Consider the following 17,947-nt stretch of genomic DNA (forward strand, 5'->3'; position numbering starts at 1 on the left):
ATCACTTCCAGTCGGCGTACTTCAGGGTGTCGGCGAGGTTCCCGGTGCTCCACTCGTCGACCACGAGGATCTGCGACTTCGGCAGATACCACTCGCGGGTGGTGAACGTGACGCTGGTCTTCTTCCCGTTGCCGGTGCGGCAGCGGGTGGTGAACTCGTGGTAGTGGGCCTTGTGCCCGGGGCCGACCTGGCGCAGGCCCTTCTTGTGCGCGCCGACCCGCTCGCCGCGCAGGAGCATGCCGTTCTTCGGGCACTTCTGCACGTCGGAGGCGGGGTAGTAGCCGCCCCTGCCGGCGTCGTACGGGCCGAAGCCCTCGGCGCCCGTCCTGATCGCCTTCGGGCCGAAGATCCAGAAGCTCTTGCAGCCGGGAGCGAAGAAGCCACCCCTGGGGTTGGCGCAGGGTCCGGTGACCACCTTGATCCGGTCGGCGCCGACCCGGTGGACCACCCACTTGAGCGGGATGTAGAGGGTCAGGCCCTTGCGCAGCTTCAGTTCCTGGGCGGGGCCGGCGGTGGCCGAGGCGGCTGTCGTGGAGGCGGCGGCCGCGGAGGCGGGGGCCACGAGGACCGCCGCCGCGGCCACGGCCACGGCGGCGAGGTGCTTCTTGCTCATGCCCGGACCATAGGGGTGCCCACTTGCAAACTGGTCACTATCGGCTGAAAGCGGACGTCAACTCGCGGAGCAGCGCCACCACGCCCTCGGGGCCGTCGACGACGATGTCGGCCCGCTCGGCCAGCGCCGTGACCTCGGTGGAGCCGCTGCACACGGTCACGCCGGGCAGGCCCGACGAGCGGACCGCGTCGAAGGCGGCCAGGTCGCCGAGGTCGTCGCCCACGAAGAGCACCGACCTGGCGGAGCGCTCGGTCAGGAACGCGCCGAGCGCGTGCCCCTTGTCCATGCCGGACGGCCGCACCTCCAGCACCATCCGGCCGGGCTCGACGACCAGGCCGTGCTCGGCCGCCAGCGCGGCCAGCGGCTCGCGCAGCCGGGCCAGCGTGCCCTCGGGGTCCGCGCAGCGGCGGGTGTGCACGGCCACCGCGCGGCCCTTGTCCTCGATCGCCGCGTCGGTCACGCCCAGCGAGCCGAGCAGCAGCGGCAGTTTCGCCTTGGCCCGCGGCACCCCGGCCGGCGGCGGGGGCGCGGAGGTCCGCCCGTCCTCCCACCGCTCGAAGCCGTAGTGGCCGAGGATGACCAGGCCCGGCACGTCCTTGAGCGCGGGCCCCAGCTCCAGCACCTTGGCCGGCGGCCGTCCGGTCACGATGGCCACCGCGCCCACGTGCCGGCCCAGCTCGGCCAGCACCGGAGGCGCGCCGGGGTGGACGACGGCGGTGTCGGGGTCGGGCACGATCGGCGAGAGGGTGCCGTCGAAGTCGAGCCCGATCACGGCGCCGGCCGGATCCTTCAGTATCGCTTCCATTCCAGGGATGTCGCTCACGCCGCCTGCCGTACCCAGCCGGTCAGGGGCGCATGCCGAGCCGGCGGGCGGAGCGCTCGCGCCGGCGGGCGGCGCGCAGCCTGCGCAGTCGCTTGACCAGCATGGGGTCGTGCGCCAGCGCCTCGGGACGGTCGATCAACTCGCCGAGCAGCTGGTAGTAGCGGGTGGCGGAGAACCCGAAGGTCTCCTTGACGGCCTGCTCCTTCGCGCCCGCGTAACGCCACCAGTGGCGCTCGAAGGCGAGGAGCTCGAGTTCGCGGTCGGTGAGGGGCCGGTGGACGGGTTCCTGGGCGTGGTCCTGGTCTGCCCTGTCCTCTGCCCTCTGGTCGGCCCTCTGGTCGGCACTGTCACCGTTTGACGGTGCAGTGTCCATGGTGTCCTCCTCAGGAACGGGCGGCGCGACGATGGCTTCGCGCGCAGGCGGCCCGTCGCCATCGTAATGTGCCGAGTGCGGCTGTTCACGGCGGATTGAGAGACGTACAGTCACTAAGTGTGACCTCTGTCATCACACTTCTCACGGATTACGGGCTCGAAGACGGTTATGTCGCCGCCTGCCACGGGGTGATCGCCGGGATCGCCCCCGAGGTCCGGGTGATCGACGTGTGCCACCTGGTCCCGGCGGGTGACGTGCGGCGCGGCGCGGCGATCCTGGCCCAGACGATCCCGTACATGCCCGTGGGCGTGCACGTCGGGGCGGTCGACCCGGGCGCGGGCGGCGCCAGGCGCGCGATCGCGGTCGAGGCGGGCGGCCGGGTGTTCGTGGGGCCGGACAACGGGCTGCTGTCGTGGGCGGTGCGCGCCAGCGGCGGCGCGCGGGCGGCGTACGAGCTGAGCAACGCCGAGCACTTCCTGCACCCGGTGTCGCCCACGTTCCACGGCCGTGACGTGTTCGCGCCGGTGGCCGGGCGGCTGAGCAACGGGCTGCGGCCGCGCGAGCTGGGCCCGCGGGTGCCGGTGGAGAGGCTGGTGTCGCTGCCCGCGCCGACGTCCGTGCTGCGCGAGGGCGCGGCCGAGGGCGAGGTCGTCTCGGTCGACCGCTACGGCAACACGCAGTTGTCGATCACGGCCGGCGACCTGGAGGCGCTGGGGCTGCGGGTGGGCGACACGCTCGGCGTGTCGCTGGGCCGGCGGCGGCTGTCGATGCCCTACCGGGAGACGTACGCGGCGGTCCCGCCCGGTGAGCTGGTGGCGTTCGCGGACTCGGCGGGCCTGATCGCGTTCGCGGTGAACTCCGGCGACGCGGCACAGCGCCTCGGCCTGCCTCCGGGGGCGCATGTCCGGTTGTCACCCTCCGTATAACGCAAAAGCCAACAAACGCCAATTACGTGGCGTATCGGACTGTTTACTGAACCGTCGGACTGAGGCCCTGACCCCGTGCCAGAATTCACGGCAGATCGGGCGCCCCCTCCCCCCGTTCGAGGTTCACGTGTTTCAGCTGTCCCTGCTCCTGCTCGCCCTCCTGTCCGTGTTCTGTTCCCCCGCCGCGCCGCCGGTGCCCGAGCGCTGGCGTGCCTGGCCGGTGACGCGGGTGTTCCCGTACGCCGTCCCCGGCACCAGCCCGTCCGGCGCGCAGGTCACCTACCTGCTGGCCGGGGTCGCGCCCGAGGCGTCCTGCGCGGCCGCCTTCCAGCCCGCGCTGCCCGCCTGCGTCACCGCGCTGCGCGCCACGTACGCCGACAGCACCGCCACCTACGTCGCCACCGCCGGCATCGCGGTCCTGGCCCGGCCCGTGCCCCCGGGCGCGGCCGGGCCCCTGCGCGTGCCCGCCGTGCGGCCGGTCGCCTTCCCCGGCGGCCCCGCCGAACGTTTCGGCGAGCGGCAGTGCTTCACCGGGACCCTGATCGCCTCCCACGCGCCGTACGTGATCGCCACCACCGCCGGTTACGCGGACGGACGGTCGTTCCGTCCGGGTGACCAGGCCGTGCCCCGGCTCGGTGGTTTCGCCCGCCAGCTCGCCACCGAGCTGCACCGGGGCCTCACCGGATGAGGCGGCCGCGCCTGCGGGCGGCGCTGCTGTCCCTGTCGCTGCTGTTCCTGTCGTCCCAGCTCGGCCTGGCCACGCCCGCCGCCGCGGACGACGAGATGGGCGCCCTCGCCAGGGCCAAGCAGTGGCAGGTCGGCACGCTGCGGCTGCACGACGCCTGGCGGGTCACCCAGGGCGAGAACGTTCTGGTCGCGGTGCTCGACACCGGGGTCCGCGGCGACCACCAGGACCTGCGCGGCTCCGTCGTGCACGGCCCCGACCTGACCGGAGCCGGCCGGGCCGGCGGCGTGTGGGGCCACCACGGCACCGCCATGGCCAGCCTCATCGCCGGCCACGGCCACGGCGAGGGCAAGGCCGGCGGCGTGCTCGGCGTCGCGCCCGCCGCCAAGGTGCTGTCGGTACGCGTCACGCTGGAGAACTCCGATCCCCGGCGGGCCAAGCGGCGCGCCGGCGGCCACGACGCGCTCGCCAAGGGCATCCGCTACGCCGTCGACCGGGGCGCCGAGGTCATCAGCATGTCGCTCGGCGGCGGCAGCGGCTCCTGGGAGGGCTCGGCCGCCGAGGAGGAGGCGGTGCAGTACGCGGTCGCCCACGGCGCGGTGCTGGTCGCCTCCTCCGGCAACGACGGCGAGAGCACCAACAGGAAGAACTTCCCCGCCGCCTATCCCGGCGTGATCGCCGTGGGCGCGGTCGACCGGAATTTCCGGCTCGCCGGGTTCTCCAACCGCCAGGACTACCTCTCGGTCGTCGCCCCCGGCGTCGACATCGTCTCCGCCGGCGGCGCCCGCCGTTACGTGGTCGGCGACGGCACCAGCTCGGCCGCCGCCATGGTCGCGGGCATCGCCGCGCTGATCAGATCCGCGTACCCGGACCTGTCGCCGTACCACGTGCGGCGGGCCATCGAGCTCGGCACCAGGAAGCGTCCGCGCGGCGGCTACAGCACCGGCTACGGCCACGGCGTCGCCGACGCCGCCCTGGCGCTGCGCGTGGCCGAACGCCTGGCCGGCCCCACCCAGCCGCCCCCGCTCCCCGCGGAGCACTTCGGCGAGGACCCGTCCGGCCCCCCGCCGGGCTCCCGCGCCCTGGTCATCGCGGGCCTGGTGGCGCTGGCCCTGGCCCTGTCGGCCCGCATCCTGCTCCACCACGATCGTCGCCGAGCCGTTCCCTGGAGCCGCGGCGGGGCTCCCCCCTGACACGACCGCCCCCGCACCGAAGGGCGCGGGGGCGGCGGCGTCGACACGCGCCGCTAGTTCACATGCACCACGTCATGCGTCTCGGCGAAATGGCAGGCGCTCTCGTGGGACGTGCCCGGCCGGATCTGCAGCAGCGGCTCCTCCGTCGCGCAGATCTCCTGCGCCTTCCAGCACCGCGTGCGGAAGCGGCAGCCGGACGGCGGGTTGGCCGGCGACGGCGGGTCGCCCTGGAGGATGATCCGCTCGCGCTGGTCGCGGCCCTCGGGGTCGGGGACCGGCACCGCCGACAACAGCGCCTGGCTGTACGGGTGCGCGGGCTTGTCGTAGATCTCGACGTCCTTGCCGAGCTCGACGACCTTGCCCAGGTACATCACCGCGACCCGGTCGGAGATGTGGCGGACCACCGACAGGTCGTGGGCGATGAAGATGTACGCCAGGTTGAACTCGTTCTGCAGCCGCTCCAGCAGGTTGATCACCTGGGCCTGGATCGACACGTCCAGCGCCGAGACCGGCTCGTCACAGACGATGATCTCCGGCTGGAGCGCCAGCCCGCGGGCGATGCCGATGCGCTGGCGCTGACCGCCCGAGAACTGGTGGGGGTAGCGGTTGATGTGGTCGGGGTTGAGCCCGACGACCTCCAGCAGCTCCTGCACCTTGCGGGTGCGGTCGCCCTTGGGCGCCACCTCGGTGTGGATGTCGAACGGCTCGCCGACGATGTCGCCGACGGTCATCCGCGGGTTGAGCGAGGTGTACGGGTCCTGCATCACCATCTGGATGTTGCGCCGCATCCGCTTGAGCTCGGCGCCCTTGGCCTTGGCGATGTCACGACCGTTGATCTTGACGGAGCCGGAGGTGGGCCGCTCCAGTGCCATCAGCACCTTGGCGAGGGTGGACTTGCCGCAGCCGGACTCGCCCACGACGCCGAGCGTCTCGCCGCTGGCGAGGTCGAAGGAGACGCCGTCGACGGCCTTGATGGCCCCGATCTGCTTCTTGAACATGATCCCCTGGTTGAGGGGGAAATGCTTCACCAGATCGCGGACCTCGAGGATCGTCTCACCCTTGGTCGCCATCGAGGACCTCCCTCCAGTAGTGGCAGGCGCTGTTGCGCGTGCCGCTGATCTCGTAGAGCGGGGGGCTGTCGGTCACGCAGTTGTCCTGCCGGTACGGGCAGCGCGGGTGGAAGGCGCAGCCGGTCGGCATGTCGAGCAGGTTGGGCGGCAGGCCCTTGATGGCGTACAGGTCCTGGCCCTTGAGGTCGACCCGGGGGATCGACTCCAGCAGCCCCTTGGTGTAGGGGTGGGCGGGCGCCTTGTAGATGTCGTGCACGGAGGCGTTCTCCACGATGCGCCCGCCGTACATGACCGCGATCTTGTCGGCGACGTCGGCGACGACGCCGAGGTCGTGGGTGATCAGGATCATGCCCATGTTGCTCTCGCGCTGCAGCTCCGCGAGCAGCTCCATGACCTGGGCCTGGACCGTCACGTCGAGCGCGGTGGTCGGCTCGTCGGCGATCAGCACCTCGGGGTCGAGCGCGATCGCCATGGCGATCATGATGCGCTGCCGCATGCCCCCGGAGAACTGGTGCGGATAGTCGTTGACGCGCTGCTTGGCGCCCGGGATGCGGACCCGGTCCATCAGCTCGACGGCCTTCCTCACGGCGTCGCGCTTGCCCATGCCGCGGTGCACCCGGAACATCTCGCTGATCTGCCAGCCCACGGTGAACACCGGGTTGAGCGCGGAGAGCGCGTCCTGGAAGATCATCGCGATACGCTGGCCGCGCACCTGCGTGCGCGCCTCCTCCGAGAGCCTGAGCAGGTCGGTGCCGTTGAAGCGGACCTCCCCCTTGGGGATGCGCGCCGGCGGCATGTCGAGGATGCCCATGATCGCCTGCGCGGTCACGGACTTGCCGGAACCCGACTCGCCCAGGACGGCGAGGGTCTCGCCCGCCTGGAGCGAGTAGCTCACCCCGTTGACCGCCCGTACCAGGCCGGCGCGCGTGGCGAACTCCACGTGCAGGTCGTCCACCGCGAGCAGCGGCTCGTTGCCCAGCCCTCCCTCGGCAGGCAACGCGTGCGGCGATGTCTTGCTCATGTTTCCCCCCTCCTACCTGAGCTTCGGGTCGAGCGCGTCGCGTACGGCGTCGCCCAGCATGATGAACGCGAGCACCGTGATGCTCAGGAACAGGGCCGGGAACACCAGCGGCAGCGGCGCCTCCAGGAACCGGTTCCGGGCGTCGGCGATCATCAGGCCCCAGGAGATGTCGGGCGACTGCACGCCGACCCCCAGGAAGGACAGCGCGGCCTCGGCCGCGATGAAGCCGCCCAGGTTGATGGTGGCGACGACGATCACCGGCGCGAGCGCGTTCGGCAGCAGGTGCCGGAACATGATGCGCGCCTGGCCGGCCCCCAGCGCCTTGGCCGCCAGCACGAAGTCCTGGCTTCTCGCGGTGATGACGGCCGCCCGCATGATGCGGAAGGTCATCGGCCACGCCAGCACCGAGAGCGCGATCACCACGATCCAGATGCCGATCCCGGCGTCCCGGAACGTCGCCGTGATGAGCAGCGCGCCCAGGATGGAGGGGATGGCGAAGAAGACCTCGGTGACGCGGGACGTCAGGACGTCGGTCCAGCCGCCCCGGGTGCCCGCCAGCAGGCCGAGCAGCCCGCCGACCAGCGCCGTGATCACCGTGGTGGCGACACCGATGATGATCGAGTTCTTGGCGCCGTAGATGGTCTTGGCGTACACGTCGCAGCCGAGGTTGTCGCGGCCGAAGATGTGGCCGGCGCTCGGGCCCTGGCGAGCGGTGGAAAGCTCGCAGGTCTTCGCGTCGAACGGGTTGATCGAGGTGAACAGCGACGGCCAGAACGACATGACCAGCAGGATCGCGATCAGGACCAGCGAGAAGATGAACATCGGCCTGCGGCGCAGGTCGTACCAGGCGTCTCGCCAGAGGCTCGCCGGCTTCGCTTCCTTCTTCTTGGGCTGCTTGACCGGCGGGGACGGCTGGTTCTCCGTCAGCGACTGGGTTTCGGGGAACGCCGGCCCGACCTGGCCCAGCTGCGGTGTCTCACTCATAGCGGATCCTCGGATCGAGCACGGCGTACAGCATGTCGACGATCAGGTTCGCCACGATGTACACCAGCACCAGGATTGTCACGATACCTACGACGATGGGTTGCTCACGTAGGTAAACGCCCTGATACAACTGCAAGCCGATGCCCGGCAGGTTGAAGATGGTCTCCGTGATGATGGCGCCGCCCATGAGCACGCCCAGGTCGGCTCCGAGATAGGTGACCATCGGGATCAGCGCGTTGCGCAACCCGTGTCTGCCCACGACCCGCCGTCTCGACAGGCCCTTCGCGGTGGCGGTGCGGATGTAGTCGGAGCGTAGCGTCTCGACCAGACTCGTCCTGGTCAGACGTGTCAGGTACGCGATCGACGTGCCGGCCAGCACGAAGCCCGGCAGCAGGTACGACTGCAGGCCCTGGCCGACTCCCGCGATGGGGAAGAACTCGATCCCGGTGACCTGCTTGAGCCATACGCCCAGCCACAGCTGCAGCACGAAGCCGGTGACCAGGGTCGGCACCGAGATGAGCAGCAGCGTCGAGGCCAGGATCGCGGTGTCGGTGGCCCGGCCGCGGCGCAGCGCCGCCCAGAGGCCGAGCAGCAGGCCGATGATGGCCTCCATGACCAGCGCGGTGAACGCGAGGTTCAGCGTGACCTGGAACTTGCCCGCCATCAGCTGGGTGACGGGGACGCCGGCGAAGGTCTTACCGAAGTCACCGTGGAAAAGGATGCCGCTGATGTAGTACCAGTACTGGACCAGCAGCGGATCGTTCAGGTGATACTGCTCGCGGATGATGGCGGTGATCGCCGGGTCCTGGCGCTTCTCGCCGGCGAGCGCCTCGATGGGGTCACCAGGAAGCGCGAACACGATGGCGAAGATGAACAGGGTGGCGCCCAGCAGGACTGGTATCGCCTGGATCAGGCGCCTGATGATGTAACGGCCCATACAAGCCTCCCGTACATGCCAGAAGGCAGTCCCTGGGAACCTTGGGTGGCGCGTGCCCAAGCGACTGCCTTCGTGGCGGGCTCACGAGGGGTGGACGGCGTCCCGCCCACCCCCGTATATAACGTCAGGCCTTCTCGACGTCAGCCCATTCAACCTGGTTGAGCAGATTGATTCTGACGTTCTTCACCTGAGTGGAGTACCCAGAGTTGTTCCGGTAGAAGTACACCGGAACGTACGGGAGGTCCTTGATCAGGACATCGTCGGCCTGCTGGTAGAACTTCAGGCCCTCTTCGGGGGTCGGCGCCTGGTCGCCCTTGGCCACCAGCTCGTCGAACTCCTTGCTGGAGTAGCCCGCGTAGTTGGAGCCGGTCTTGATGGCGCCGGTCGAGAAGATCGGCGACAGGTAGTTCTCCGCCGACGGGTAGTCGACCGCCCAGCCCATGCGGAACATGCCCTTGTACTTCTTGGCGTCCAGGTCGTCGAGGATGTTCGCGAACTTCTCGAACGGCCTCACGGTGACCTCGACGCCGAGGTTGGCCCGCAGGTTGTTGGCGACGGCCTCGATCCACTCCTTGTGGCCGCCGTCGGCGTTGTAGCCCAGCTCCAGCTTGGCCGGGCCGTTGGCCGCCGCGTACTGCTCCTTCGCCTTGCCCGGGTCGTAGGTGCAGGCCGCGCAGGCGCCCTGGCGGTAGCCGTCGATGGCCGGGTTGATGAAGTCGTCGGCGGGGGCGCGGGTGCCGGAGAAGACCGTCTCGGCGATGGTCTTCCGGTCGATGGCCATCGAGATGGCCTCCCGCATCCGGACGTCCTTGTACTCGTCGTTGTACTGCAGCGGGAAGCCGATGTAGCCGATGCCGGCGTCCGGCTGGTCCTGGTAGCGGTCGCCCAGGGCCGTCTTCGCGCTGGAGATGGCCGAGGCCGGCAGCGAGTCGTGGATGTCCACGTTGTTCGCCTGCAGGTCGTTGTAGGCCGTCTCGGAGCTGTTGTAGAGCTTGAACTGGAGCTTGGTCCAGCCGTTGGGCTTCTTGGCCGGGTACTTGTCGTACACGGAGAGGTCGACCGTCTGGTCGGTGCCCTTCTTGTACGGCTTGTCGAGCTTGAAGAGGCCCTGGCCGATCGGCTTCTCGCCGTACTCGTTGGTCACCTTGCCGTCGGCGCCGAAGGCGGCCTTGGGCAGCGGGTAGAAGGCGGTGTAGCCGAGCATCGTCCTGAACTGCGAGAACGGCGCCGCCAGCTCGACGGTGAAGGTCGAGTCGTCAACGACCTTCAGGCCTTCCATCTCCTTGGTGGTGACTTCCTTGCCCTCACCCGGGTTCAGCGCGTCGTAGCCCTTGACGCGGCCGAAGAAGTAGCCGGCGCCCTGCGCGTTGTCCTGGTTGGCGGCGTAGTTCCACGCGTCGACGTAGTTCTGCGCGACGAGCGGCTCACCGTTGTGCCAGGTGTAGCCCGACTTGAGCTTGATCGTCCACGTGATGTTGTCTTCCGTGGTGATCGACTCGGCAGCGGCTTCTACGACCTGCTTGTTCTCGTCGTAGTTCACCAGGGGCTCGAAGACGGCCGCGAGGAGCTCGGAGCCCTCGGACTCGGTGGTGTTCGAGGGGACCAGCAGGTTCTGCGGCTCACCCAGCTCCATGCGAACCGGCGTGTCGCCGCCATCCGCCGCGGGGTCACCGGACGGGCTGGCACCGCCGCCGCACGCGGCAACCGCGAGAGCGAGCAGCGCGGTACCGGCGACGATCCGTGCGCCTCTAGTAACACGCATGGTGAAAAAATTCCTCCCTCTACCAAGGTGGGCGTAAGCGCTGAGCTGCGATGATCGTGAGCAGCCTGACGGGGGGTTCCTTGTAATCCCCCGGGTTTGGCTGACCTGGTCAAACCAGCCGACGCCCTGCCAGTCGATCGCGACTATCTCCTACTACTTGCCACCAGCACGTCTCTGGCGCGTTGCAGTTCGGTCACACGTCCGCCTGTCCCACGTCGCACCCATACAGCTCGCAAGGGGATGAAGTGCATAAACGAGTCAGACGGGCATTCGCGGGGACGGGAAGTGTCGATGAAAAATACCTCCTACCAGACGGTGCTCGTGCCGTTGCCGCCATCGTCCGTCCCGCTGGGCTACGGTTGAGCGAGTCTTGACGGTGGCTTGGAACCGAGCGCCACGAGACACCGTCCAACTGTCGGCCGCGCGCCACGCGGCAGGCATCCCGAGCAACCCGGATCCAATAGAGTCCATCCCATGAGCCAGCCGGAATCCGCTGTCGCGGACGCCCAGGCGGGCGGCCGAAGCGGGCAGGAGCCGCTGGCCAAGCTCGCCGAGAGATACGGGCTTCGCCGTGCCATCGCACGGCCGAGGTTTCTCGTCTATGTGCGCCAACTCGCGGAGCGGCGACACTTCATCCTGACGTACGCGACCTCGCGCAACGTCTCGAAGTACTCCAGCTCCGCTCTCGGCCAGCTGTGGCAGGTCCTGACCCCCCTGCTCAACGCGGCCATCTACTATGTGATGTTCGGCATAGTCCTCGGCGGCCGCGACGGCGTCGAGAACTACCCGGCCTTCCTGCTGATCGGCATCTTCGTCTTCACCTACACGCAGCGCAGCGTCACCGCGGGCGCCAAGTCGATCTCCGGCAATCTGTCGCTGATCCGTGCGCTCCACTTCCCACGCGCCGCGCTGCCCCTGGCCTACACCATCCAGGAGCTCCAGCAGCTCGCCATCTCCATGGGCGTGCTGGTGCTGATCGTGTTCATCACCTCCGAGGTGCCTACGTGGTACTGGTTGATGATCCCGGTCGTGCTGATCCTGCAGACCATGTTCAACGTCGGCGCCGGGCTGGTGATGGCACGGCTCGGGTCCTCCATGCGGGACCTCAACCAGCTGCTGCCGTTCATCACCCGCACCTGGCTCTACGCCTCCGGTGTCTTCTTCTCCATCCAGGACAAGGTGGTGGAGACCGCGGGTCTGCCGCAGTGGGTCGCCACCGCCATGTACCTCAACCCGGCCGCCTCGTACATCGAGTGGATGCGGGACATCTTCATCGCCAAGCACACTCCCCCGCCGATGGTGTGGATGGCTTGCGTATTCTGGGCAGTATTCGCACTCTGCTTCGGCTTCTGGTATTTCTGGCGGGCTGAGGAGAGGTACGGGCGTGGCTGACCTGACCGAGGAGCTGGCAAAGGTGAAGGGCGAGGAGCCCGCCGTCCCAAGCAAGGACGTCCGGGTGCATCCCGACCCGGAGCCCGCTAAGGGCCCCTTGGACGTGCCCACGGGCACGCCGACGGTCATCGTCGACGATCTCCACATCGTCTACCGCGTCTACGGCGCCGCGTCGGAGTCCGAGAAGGGCAACGCGGTCAACGCCTTCATGCGCATCGTGAAGCGCCAGGGCAGGCCGCAGATGAAGGAGGTCCACGCCGTCAAAGGCGTCTCCTTCGTGGCCTACCACGGCGACGCCATCGGCGTCGTCGGCCGCAACGGCTCCGGCAAGTCCACGCTGCTGCGCGCCATCGCCGGCCTGCTGCCGCCCCACTCCGGCGCCGTCTACACCGACGGGCAGCCGTCGCTGCTGGGCGTCAACGCGGCCCTGATGCGCGAGCTGACCGGCGAGCGCAACATCATCCTCGGCTGTTACGCCATGGGCATGACCCCGGCGGAGGTCAGGGAGAAATACCAGGAGATCGTCGACTTCTCCGGCATCGACGAGTTCGTCCAGCTGCCGATGTCCACCTACTCCTCCGGCATGGGCGCCCGGCTCCGCTTCGCCATCTCCTCGGCCAAGACCCACGACGTCCTGCTCATCGACGAGGCCCTGGCCACGGGTGACCGCGAGTTCCGCAAGAAGAGCGAGCAGCGCATCCGCCAGATCAGGGAGTCGGCGGGCACGGTCTTCCTGGTGGCCCACGACCTGCGGGTGATCCAGCAGACCTGCAACCGGGTGATCTGGCTCCACAAGGGAAAGATCAAGATGGACGGCGACCCCAAGGAAGTCCTCGCCGCCTACACCAAGGGCTGACCACCTTCTGACACCGCCTCTGCCGAGGCGGCGCGCCCACGCGGAGCGGCGCGACCCGCGAGAAGCGACGCGTCCGCGCGAAGCAACGTGACCACGCGCAGAAACGCGACCGCCCATGCGGCTGGGCAAATGGCGCGGCCTGCCTGAGAGTCCCGGCCGGGCCGGTCAGGGCTCTCGGGCAGGCCTCGCCACTTCCCCTGCCGCTTCGCGTGGACGCGCCGCGTCGGGCCCGGTCTCTTCCGCGGGCCGTTCCCGACGGCGGGCCGGTCGTCCGTGACGATCCGCCGGCGGGAAACGGAAACCTTCTCGGGACACCCCGGGCGGGCCGCCATGATGCGGGGCTTTGGCACGCTCAGGCCGCCGTAGATTTCGAGACGGTGTGCGAGAAGTCAGTCGAGGCTGCGCGTGTAGGACTGACAGGAGGGGCTACCGTTCGCTAGGATTCGAACGTCGGTTCGAGCTTGGGAACGGTGATGGAGTGGGGGGACACGATGGGTGAGCTCTCGGCCGCTATCGACCACCTGGCCACCGAGGATGTGACCGAGATACCCACGATGCAGCTCGCCGAGCAGTTGCTGGAGCTGCACTGGCAGATGGCGAGGCTGCAGGCCCAGATCGCCCGCCGCACGGGCGTGCGACTGCCCGGATAGAAAGCGAACCGCCGCCGACCCTGGTGCGGGCCGGCGGCGGGGCCGCGGCTCACGGCGCCGCCACCCTGCAGACTTGGGCGGCGCCGGCGAGCGCGGCGGGGGTCGGGAAGCCACTCCCGGGGATGGGCTCCCGCAGGATGCGGGGCCCGGCGATGCTTCAGAGGGTGCGGAGCTCGAGTCCGCCAGAGGATCAGCGGTAGTGCCAGGGGTCCCGGACCATGCTGGTGAGGGCGGCCGTGGTCCAGCCCAGCGCGGCGACGGTGTCGGTGTAGGCGCTGGTGGCCTTCGTCCCGTTGGTGGAGACCAGGGCGGAGGCGTCCTCGACGAGCGGGGCGATCTCATCGATGGAGGCGACCTGAGTGGTGCCGGGCAGCGACTCCAGCAGGGGCGCCGTCTCGGCGGGCGCCACGCGGCCGACGAGCGGCGCCAGACGTCCGTTGCTGGATCGCGGCAGCGCCTGCTTCGCGGCACGCGACATGCCGACGACCGTTTCCTGCAGCGACAGGTGGGCCACGCCTGTCGTGGCGCCGTCCAGCGCCTCGGTGGAGCCGTAGCGTCCGCCGGGCACCATCCGGGTCGTCGACAGCGACGCCGTGGCGCCGCCGAGCGAGCCTTCGAACAGGTAGGCGACCTGGGCGAAGGCGCCCTCGAACGTGTCCTCCTGCTTCGGCTTGACCTGCGCCCTGGGCTTGGCCGGGCGCGAGGCGGCGAGGCCGTCCAGAGGCAGGGTGTTGGACAGGCCGTCGACGCTGGGGCGTCCCTGCGGCCTGGTCTGGTTCTGCGCGGGCTTGGCGGAGGCCTTGGCGCCCGCGCCGAACAGCCCGTCCAGCAGGCCGCCGGCGAGCCCGCCCACCAGGCCGTCGAGCGGCGAGTCGTCGCTGCCGATCCGGGCCTGGTCGCGCTTCGTGGGCGAGGCGCCGAGGTCCCTGGCCTGGGCCTGCGCCGGCACGGCGAGTGCCGCCGCGAGCCCGAATGCCGTTACGGCGACCGCCGTCTTCATTACACGTTTCATGATTTGCCTTCCCGGCTCGTGATCGATCGCTTCGGAGAGCATTGAATTGCGAATCGATAACCCCCGAATGCCGTGGCGTACACGCTATGGGCACCGCACGAAGCGCGCCGTCCGCGGCTGAGCTACGGATGCAGTTCTATCACCGCGCACGACCCCGGGTGAGCCGCTAAAAGCCCGCGTGACAAGGGCTTTGTGGGTAGGTTACCGAGCCCGAAAGGGGTCACACAGGGGGAGACAAATCGGGAAATAGAGGGGGGCTAATTCGGATATTCCATGGACGCTTCCGGCGTCCGTAAGTGCGCTTTCCCCGGCCCGCGCCAGGAGTTCGACAAAATGAATGTCACGGGCCGGGGGCGCAGATTTTCCGCTTGCGGTGGCCGCCCTTGACCGCCTCAGGCCCCGAGCGAGGCGGCGACCTCGAACGGAAAAGCGTCGGCGAAGGCCGGCCGCAGGTCCGTCAGCCAGACGGCCGACGGGTCGTACCGCGCGAAGAACGGCCGCCCCACCAAGGAGGGGTCCCGCGCCTGGATGAGGTGGAGCACGAACACTCGCTGACCGGCGATCTCGGTGACGCCGTCGACGCACACCTTGCCCGGCGTCGCCGACATGGACGGCCCGCGGACCGTCCTGCAGAGCCCGGAGACGCTCGCGTACGCGTCCCTGAAGATCTCGTACGCGCGGCCGAGCGGCACCGCGAAGTAGTCCTGCGGACCGGTGTCACGCTCGACGAACATGTAGTACGGGATCATCCCCATGCGGTGCTGGCGCCGCCACATGGTCTCCCACACGGCCGGGTCGTCGTTGATGGACCTGATGAGCGGCGCCTGGGTGCGGATCGTCGCCCCGCTGCCCAGGATCCGTTCCACCGCGGACTCGACCAGCGGCGACTCCAGCTCGCGCGGGTGCGAGAAGTGCGCCATGAACGCGAGGTTCTTGCCTGCCTTGACGACCTCCTCGAACAGGCCGAGCGTGGCGTCGGCGTCGGGGTCGGTGACGAAGCGCTGCGGCCAGTAGCCCAGCGCCTTGGTGCCGATCCTGATGGACTCGAGCTGCTCCAGCTCCAGCAGCGGCCCGATGTAGCGCCTGATCACCGGCTCACCCATGATCATGGCGTCGCCGCCGGTGATCAGGACGCTGGTCACCTCGGGATGCTGGCGGAGGTAGGCGACCATCTGGTCGATGTCGTCGGAGGCGAACTTGAGGTCGGCGTCGCCGACGAACTGCGCCCACCGGAAGCAGTAGGTGCAGTAGGCGTGACAGGTCTGCCCTTGCTTCGGGAAGAAGAGCACGGTCTCCGGATACTTGTGCTGCATCCCGGGCACCGGCTCCTCGCCGATGCGCGGCACGTTGAGCTCCTTCTGGCCGGCGGGGTGCGGGTTGAGCTGCGCTCTGACCTTGTTCGCCTCCGCCTGGATCTCCCCGTTGGGCGCCTCGGCCTTGAGCAGGTCGGCCAGCCGGGCCACATCGGCCTCGGGCAGCATGTCGGCCTGCGGGAAGACGAGACGGTACATGGGGTCGTCGGGCGCCGCCGACCAATCTATGAGTTCATCGACGACGTAGGCGTTCGTCCGGAAGGGCAGCACCGTGGCCACGGCCCGCACCTTCAGCCGCTCCCCGTCATCGAGCCCGGCGCGTCGCAGGAGCTCGTCGAGGTGCTTGGACGTGTACGCCTTGAAGCGTCGCGTACCTGCTTGGTTCAAGATCACTAGGCCTTTCCCGTCTTTTTTGTTCGATCGGATGTAAACCTCACGCCCCCGTCGCGCGTCTATGGCTCTTATACCGAGAGTAGGCTGCCCGCGGCTATGGTTCGGAGGGTGCTCCAAGTTTCTTGGGAGAATTGAAATCACGACATATCTTGATTTGACCTAAACTGGCGGTGTGACCCACGACCCTGCCCTCCGGGCCTCCGACGCCGACCGCGACCAGGTCGCCGCGCTGCTCAACGAGGCCTACGCCAGTGGACGACTCACGAGCCCCGAGCACGCCGACCGTCTCGAGGCCACCTACCAAGCTCGCACCATGGGCGAGCTGGAGCCCCTGATCGTGGACCTGCCCAAGGTCCGGTCCTCCACGGCCGCCGCGCCCATCGCGACGGAGCAGACCGTCAACGCCGTCTTCAGCAAGGTCGTCAAGCGCGGGCGCTGGATCGCCTCCCGCCACACCCGCCTGTCGGCCACGTACGGCGCGCTCATCGTCGACCTGTCGGAGGCCGTGCTCCCCGGCCGCGAGATCACCCTTTCCATCAGCGCGTTCGCGGCCAAGCTGATCATCCGGGTGCCGCCGAACGCCCAGGTCATCGACGAGGTCGGCGCCATGTTCGCCAAGCGCCAGGTCTCGGGCGACAACACCCCCGACGGCGACGGCCCGGTGATCAGGGTGACCGGCCGGGTCACCTTCGGCAAGGTCATCGTGGCCCGCACCGTCCACGACTGGAACCTGAGCGGCGACGCCTAGTCCTGCCCGCCGGTTAGCCTGGTGACGGCCTCGCCTACCATTCGGACGGCCAAGCGACACGCCGTACGAGGTGACTTTTGCCAGACAGCAGGCCGATCGCGGTCGACGCCATGGGCGGCGACCGCGCGCCCCACGAGATCGTGGCGGGCGCCGTGCACGCCGTGCGCGAGCGCGGGCTGCCGGTCGTCCTCGTCGGCTCGCCACGCGTGCTGTACGAGTCACTCGCCGAACACGACGCGGCCCACGAGATCCCCATCGTGCGCGCCGAGGAGGCGCTCGCCATGGACGAGGGCGCGCTGGCCAGCCTGCGCCGGCCCCGCTCCAGCATCGCGGTCGCCTGCCACCTCCTGCGCCGCGGCGACGTGTCGGCCGTGGTCTCCGCCGGCTCGACCGCGGGCATCGTGGCCACCGGCAAGCTGCGGCTCAAGACCCAGCAGGGGGTGCTCCGCCCGGCGCTCGCGGTCGCGCTGCCCACCCTGCCGCACCCCACGCTGCTCCTGGACGCGGGCGCGAACGCCGAGGTCAAGCCGGAGATCCTGGTCCAGTTCGGCCACCTCGGCGCCGCCTACGCCGAGCTGGCCTTCGGCATCGCCGAGCCCCGGGTGGGCCTGCTCACGATCGGCAGCGAGGCGGAGAAGGGCAACAAGCTCGTCCGCCGAGCCCACGAGCTGCTCGACGCCGCCCCCGCGCTGACCTTCGCCGGCAACGTCGAGGGCTACGACCTGCTGACCGGGCGGGCCGACGTGATCGTCACCGACGGGTTCACCGGCAACGTGGCGCTCAAGACCATGGAGGGCGCCGTCCGCTACGCCTTCGACGAGCTGCGGCGGTCCGTGAGCGAGAGCCGGATGGCCAAGTTCGGCGCGTTCATGCAGCGCTCCCGGCTGCGCGAGCTGAGCGGCCGGCTCGACGCGGAGGCGTACGGCGGCGCGGTGCTGCTCGGGCTCAACGGCACCGTCGTCGTCGCGCACGGCTCGTCCAGCGCCAGAGGAGTCAGCGCGGCCTGCCGGCTCGCCGCCGACCTGTCGGCGGGCGGGCTGACGTCCCGGATCGGCGAGCGGATAAGCGCCCACAGATCACGCTGAAAGCCGTAGGGTGATCCCCGTCCGCCTATCAGGGGAATCAGGCGGACCGACGCCGGCGGGGAGACCCGCTCAGTCACGTTGCCGCAGGTCGGGGGGTTCGCGGTGGACGGA

General features: G+C 69.4%; 18 protein-coding genes. 8 read left to right on the top strand and 10 right to left on the bottom strand.

Annotated elements, in window-relative coordinates:
• Position 1 precedes the first annotated feature (1 nt).
• The 3 genes from AB0K05_RS30455 to AB0K05_RS30465 are packed head-to-tail and all read right to left on the bottom strand — an operon-like array spanning position 2 to position 1,809.
• The gene (locus AB0K05_RS30455; protein ID WP_364233680.1) at positions 2 to 613 is read right to left on the bottom strand and encodes a hypothetical protein; all 612 of its coding nucleotides are present in this window, start codon (positions 611 to 613) and stop codon (positions 2 to 4) included.
• Between the two features lie 37 nt (positions 614 to 650).
• Positions 651 to 1,418, bottom strand: a complete 768-nt coding sequence (otsB, locus tag AB0K05_RS30460; RefSeq protein ID WP_364233683.1) for a trehalose-phosphatase — start codon at positions 1,416 to 1,418, stop codon at positions 651 to 653.
• A 40-nt stretch (positions 1,419 to 1,458) separates the two neighbouring features.
• Positions 1,459 to 1,809 carry a DUF3263 domain-containing protein gene (locus AB0K05_RS30465; protein WP_364233686.1) on the bottom strand — a complete coding sequence of 117 codons (351 nt, stop codon included), beginning with the start codon at positions 1,807 to 1,809 and terminating at the stop codon, positions 1,459 to 1,461.
• A 119-nt stretch (positions 1,810 to 1,928) separates the two neighbouring features.
• On the opposite strand from AB0K05_RS30465, the gene AB0K05_RS30470 reads away from it, so the two are divergent.
• The 3 genes from AB0K05_RS30470 to AB0K05_RS30480 all read left to right on the top strand — a co-directional run bounded on the left by AB0K05_RS30470 (position 1,929) and on the right by AB0K05_RS30480 (position 4,613).
• Positions 1,929 to 2,735 (top strand): SAM-dependent chlorinase/fluorinase, encoded by an 807-nt coding sequence (locus AB0K05_RS30470; RefSeq protein WP_148035135.1) that lies wholly within the window; start codon positions 1,929 to 1,931, stop codon positions 2,733 to 2,735.
• 127 nt (positions 2,736 to 2,862) lie between these two features.
• Positions 2,863 to 3,423: a hypothetical protein gene (locus AB0K05_RS30475; RefSeq protein WP_219550892.1), complete on the top strand. Its 561-nt coding sequence runs from the start codon at positions 2,863 to 2,865 to the stop codon at positions 3,421 to 3,423.
• Positions 3,420 to 4,613: a S8 family serine peptidase gene (locus AB0K05_RS30480; RefSeq protein WP_271280077.1), complete on the top strand. Its 1,194-nt coding sequence runs from the start codon at positions 3,420 to 3,422 to the stop codon at positions 4,611 to 4,613. The genes AB0K05_RS30475 and AB0K05_RS30480 overlap by 4 nt, the downstream gene beginning before the upstream one ends.
• A gap of 53 nt (positions 4,614 to 4,666) precedes the next feature.
• Here AB0K05_RS30480 and AB0K05_RS30485 read toward each other — a convergent pair whose 3' ends face one another.
• The 5 genes from AB0K05_RS30485 to AB0K05_RS30505 all read right to left on the bottom strand — a co-directional run bounded on the left by AB0K05_RS30485 (position 4,667) and on the right by AB0K05_RS30505 (position 10,387).
• A complete protein-coding gene (locus tag AB0K05_RS30485) occupies positions 4,667 to 5,683 on the bottom strand; it encodes a dipeptide ABC transporter ATP-binding protein (RefSeq protein ID WP_148035138.1) in 1,017 nt (338 codons plus the stop codon).
• Positions 5,667 to 6,704 carry an ABC transporter ATP-binding protein gene (locus tag AB0K05_RS30490; protein ID WP_364233690.1) on the bottom strand — a complete coding sequence of 346 codons (1,038 nt, stop codon included), beginning with the start codon at positions 6,702 to 6,704 and terminating at the stop codon, positions 5,667 to 5,669. The genes AB0K05_RS30485 and AB0K05_RS30490 overlap by 17 nt, the downstream gene beginning before the upstream one ends.
• 12 nt (positions 6,705 to 6,716) lie before the next feature.
• A complete protein-coding gene (locus AB0K05_RS30495; RefSeq protein WP_148035140.1) occupies positions 6,717 to 7,688 on the bottom strand; it encodes an ABC transporter permease in 972 nt (323 codons plus the stop codon).
• Positions 7,681 to 8,625 carry an ABC transporter permease gene (locus AB0K05_RS30500; RefSeq protein ID WP_148035141.1) on the bottom strand — a complete coding sequence of 315 codons (945 nt, stop codon included), beginning with the start codon at positions 8,623 to 8,625 and terminating at the stop codon, positions 7,681 to 7,683. The genes AB0K05_RS30495 and AB0K05_RS30500 overlap by 8 nt, the downstream gene beginning before the upstream one ends.
• Positions 8,626 to 8,749: 124 nt before the next feature.
• On the bottom strand, positions 8,750 to 10,387 hold the full coding sequence (locus AB0K05_RS30505) for an ABC transporter substrate-binding protein (protein ID WP_271280080.1): 1,638 nt from the start codon (positions 10,385 to 10,387) through the stop codon (positions 8,750 to 8,752).
• A 474-nt stretch (positions 10,388 to 10,861) separates the two neighbouring features.
• Between AB0K05_RS30505 and AB0K05_RS30510 the strand changes: the two genes are divergently transcribed.
• The 3 genes from AB0K05_RS30510 (at position 10,862) to AB0K05_RS30520 (ending at position 13,285) form a co-directional block, all read left to right on the top strand.
• Positions 10,862 to 11,779 (top strand): ABC transporter permease, encoded by a 918-nt coding sequence (locus AB0K05_RS30510; protein WP_364233695.1) that lies wholly within the window; start codon positions 10,862 to 10,864, stop codon positions 11,777 to 11,779.
• Positions 11,772 to 12,635, top strand: coding sequence for an ABC transporter ATP-binding protein (locus tag AB0K05_RS30515; RefSeq protein ID WP_148035144.1), 864 nt, complete (start codon positions 11,772 to 11,774; stop codon positions 12,633 to 12,635). Before AB0K05_RS30510 ends, AB0K05_RS30515 begins: the two co-directional genes overlap by 8 nt.
• A 491-nt stretch (positions 12,636 to 13,126) precedes the next feature.
• Positions 13,127 to 13,285 carry a hypothetical protein gene (locus AB0K05_RS30520; RefSeq protein ID WP_187281663.1) on the top strand — a complete coding sequence of 53 codons (159 nt, stop codon included), beginning with the start codon at positions 13,127 to 13,129 and terminating at the stop codon, positions 13,283 to 13,285.
• Between the two features lie 190 nt (positions 13,286 to 13,475).
• Here AB0K05_RS30520 and AB0K05_RS30525 read toward each other — a convergent pair whose 3' ends face one another.
• Together AB0K05_RS30525 and AB0K05_RS30530 are read right to left on the bottom strand one after the other, a co-directional pair.
• Positions 13,476 to 14,297: a hypothetical protein gene (locus AB0K05_RS30525; RefSeq protein WP_364233698.1), complete on the bottom strand. Its 822-nt coding sequence runs from the start codon at positions 14,295 to 14,297 to the stop codon at positions 13,476 to 13,478.
• A gap of 392 nt (positions 14,298 to 14,689) precedes the next feature.
• The gene (locus AB0K05_RS30530; protein WP_271279789.1) at positions 14,690 to 16,003 is read right to left on the bottom strand and encodes a lysine 2,3-aminomutase; all 1,314 of its coding nucleotides are present in this window, start codon (positions 16,001 to 16,003) and stop codon (positions 14,690 to 14,692) included.
• A gap of 172 nt (positions 16,004 to 16,175) precedes the next feature.
• Between AB0K05_RS30530 and AB0K05_RS30535 the strand changes: the two genes are divergently transcribed.
• Both AB0K05_RS30535 and plsX read left to right on the top strand, forming a co-directional pair.
• Complete coding sequence (locus AB0K05_RS30535) at positions 16,176 to 16,751, top strand: DUF1707 domain-containing protein (protein ID WP_364233699.1); 576 nt, start codon at positions 16,176 to 16,178, stop codon at positions 16,749 to 16,751.
• A gap of 77 nt (positions 16,752 to 16,828) precedes the next feature.
• On the top strand, positions 16,829 to 17,836 hold the full coding sequence (gene plsX / locus AB0K05_RS30540; RefSeq protein ID WP_271279787.1) for a phosphate acyltransferase PlsX: 1,008 nt from the start codon (positions 16,829 to 16,831) through the stop codon (positions 17,834 to 17,836).
• The last annotated feature ends 111 nt before the right edge of the window (positions 17,837 to 17,947 follow it).

The sequence above is a fragment of the Nonomuraea sp. NPDC049486 genome, from assembly GCF_040676925.1.
GTDB lineage: Bacteria > Actinomycetota > Actinomycetes > Streptosporangiales > Streptosporangiaceae > Nonomuraea > Nonomuraea ferruginea.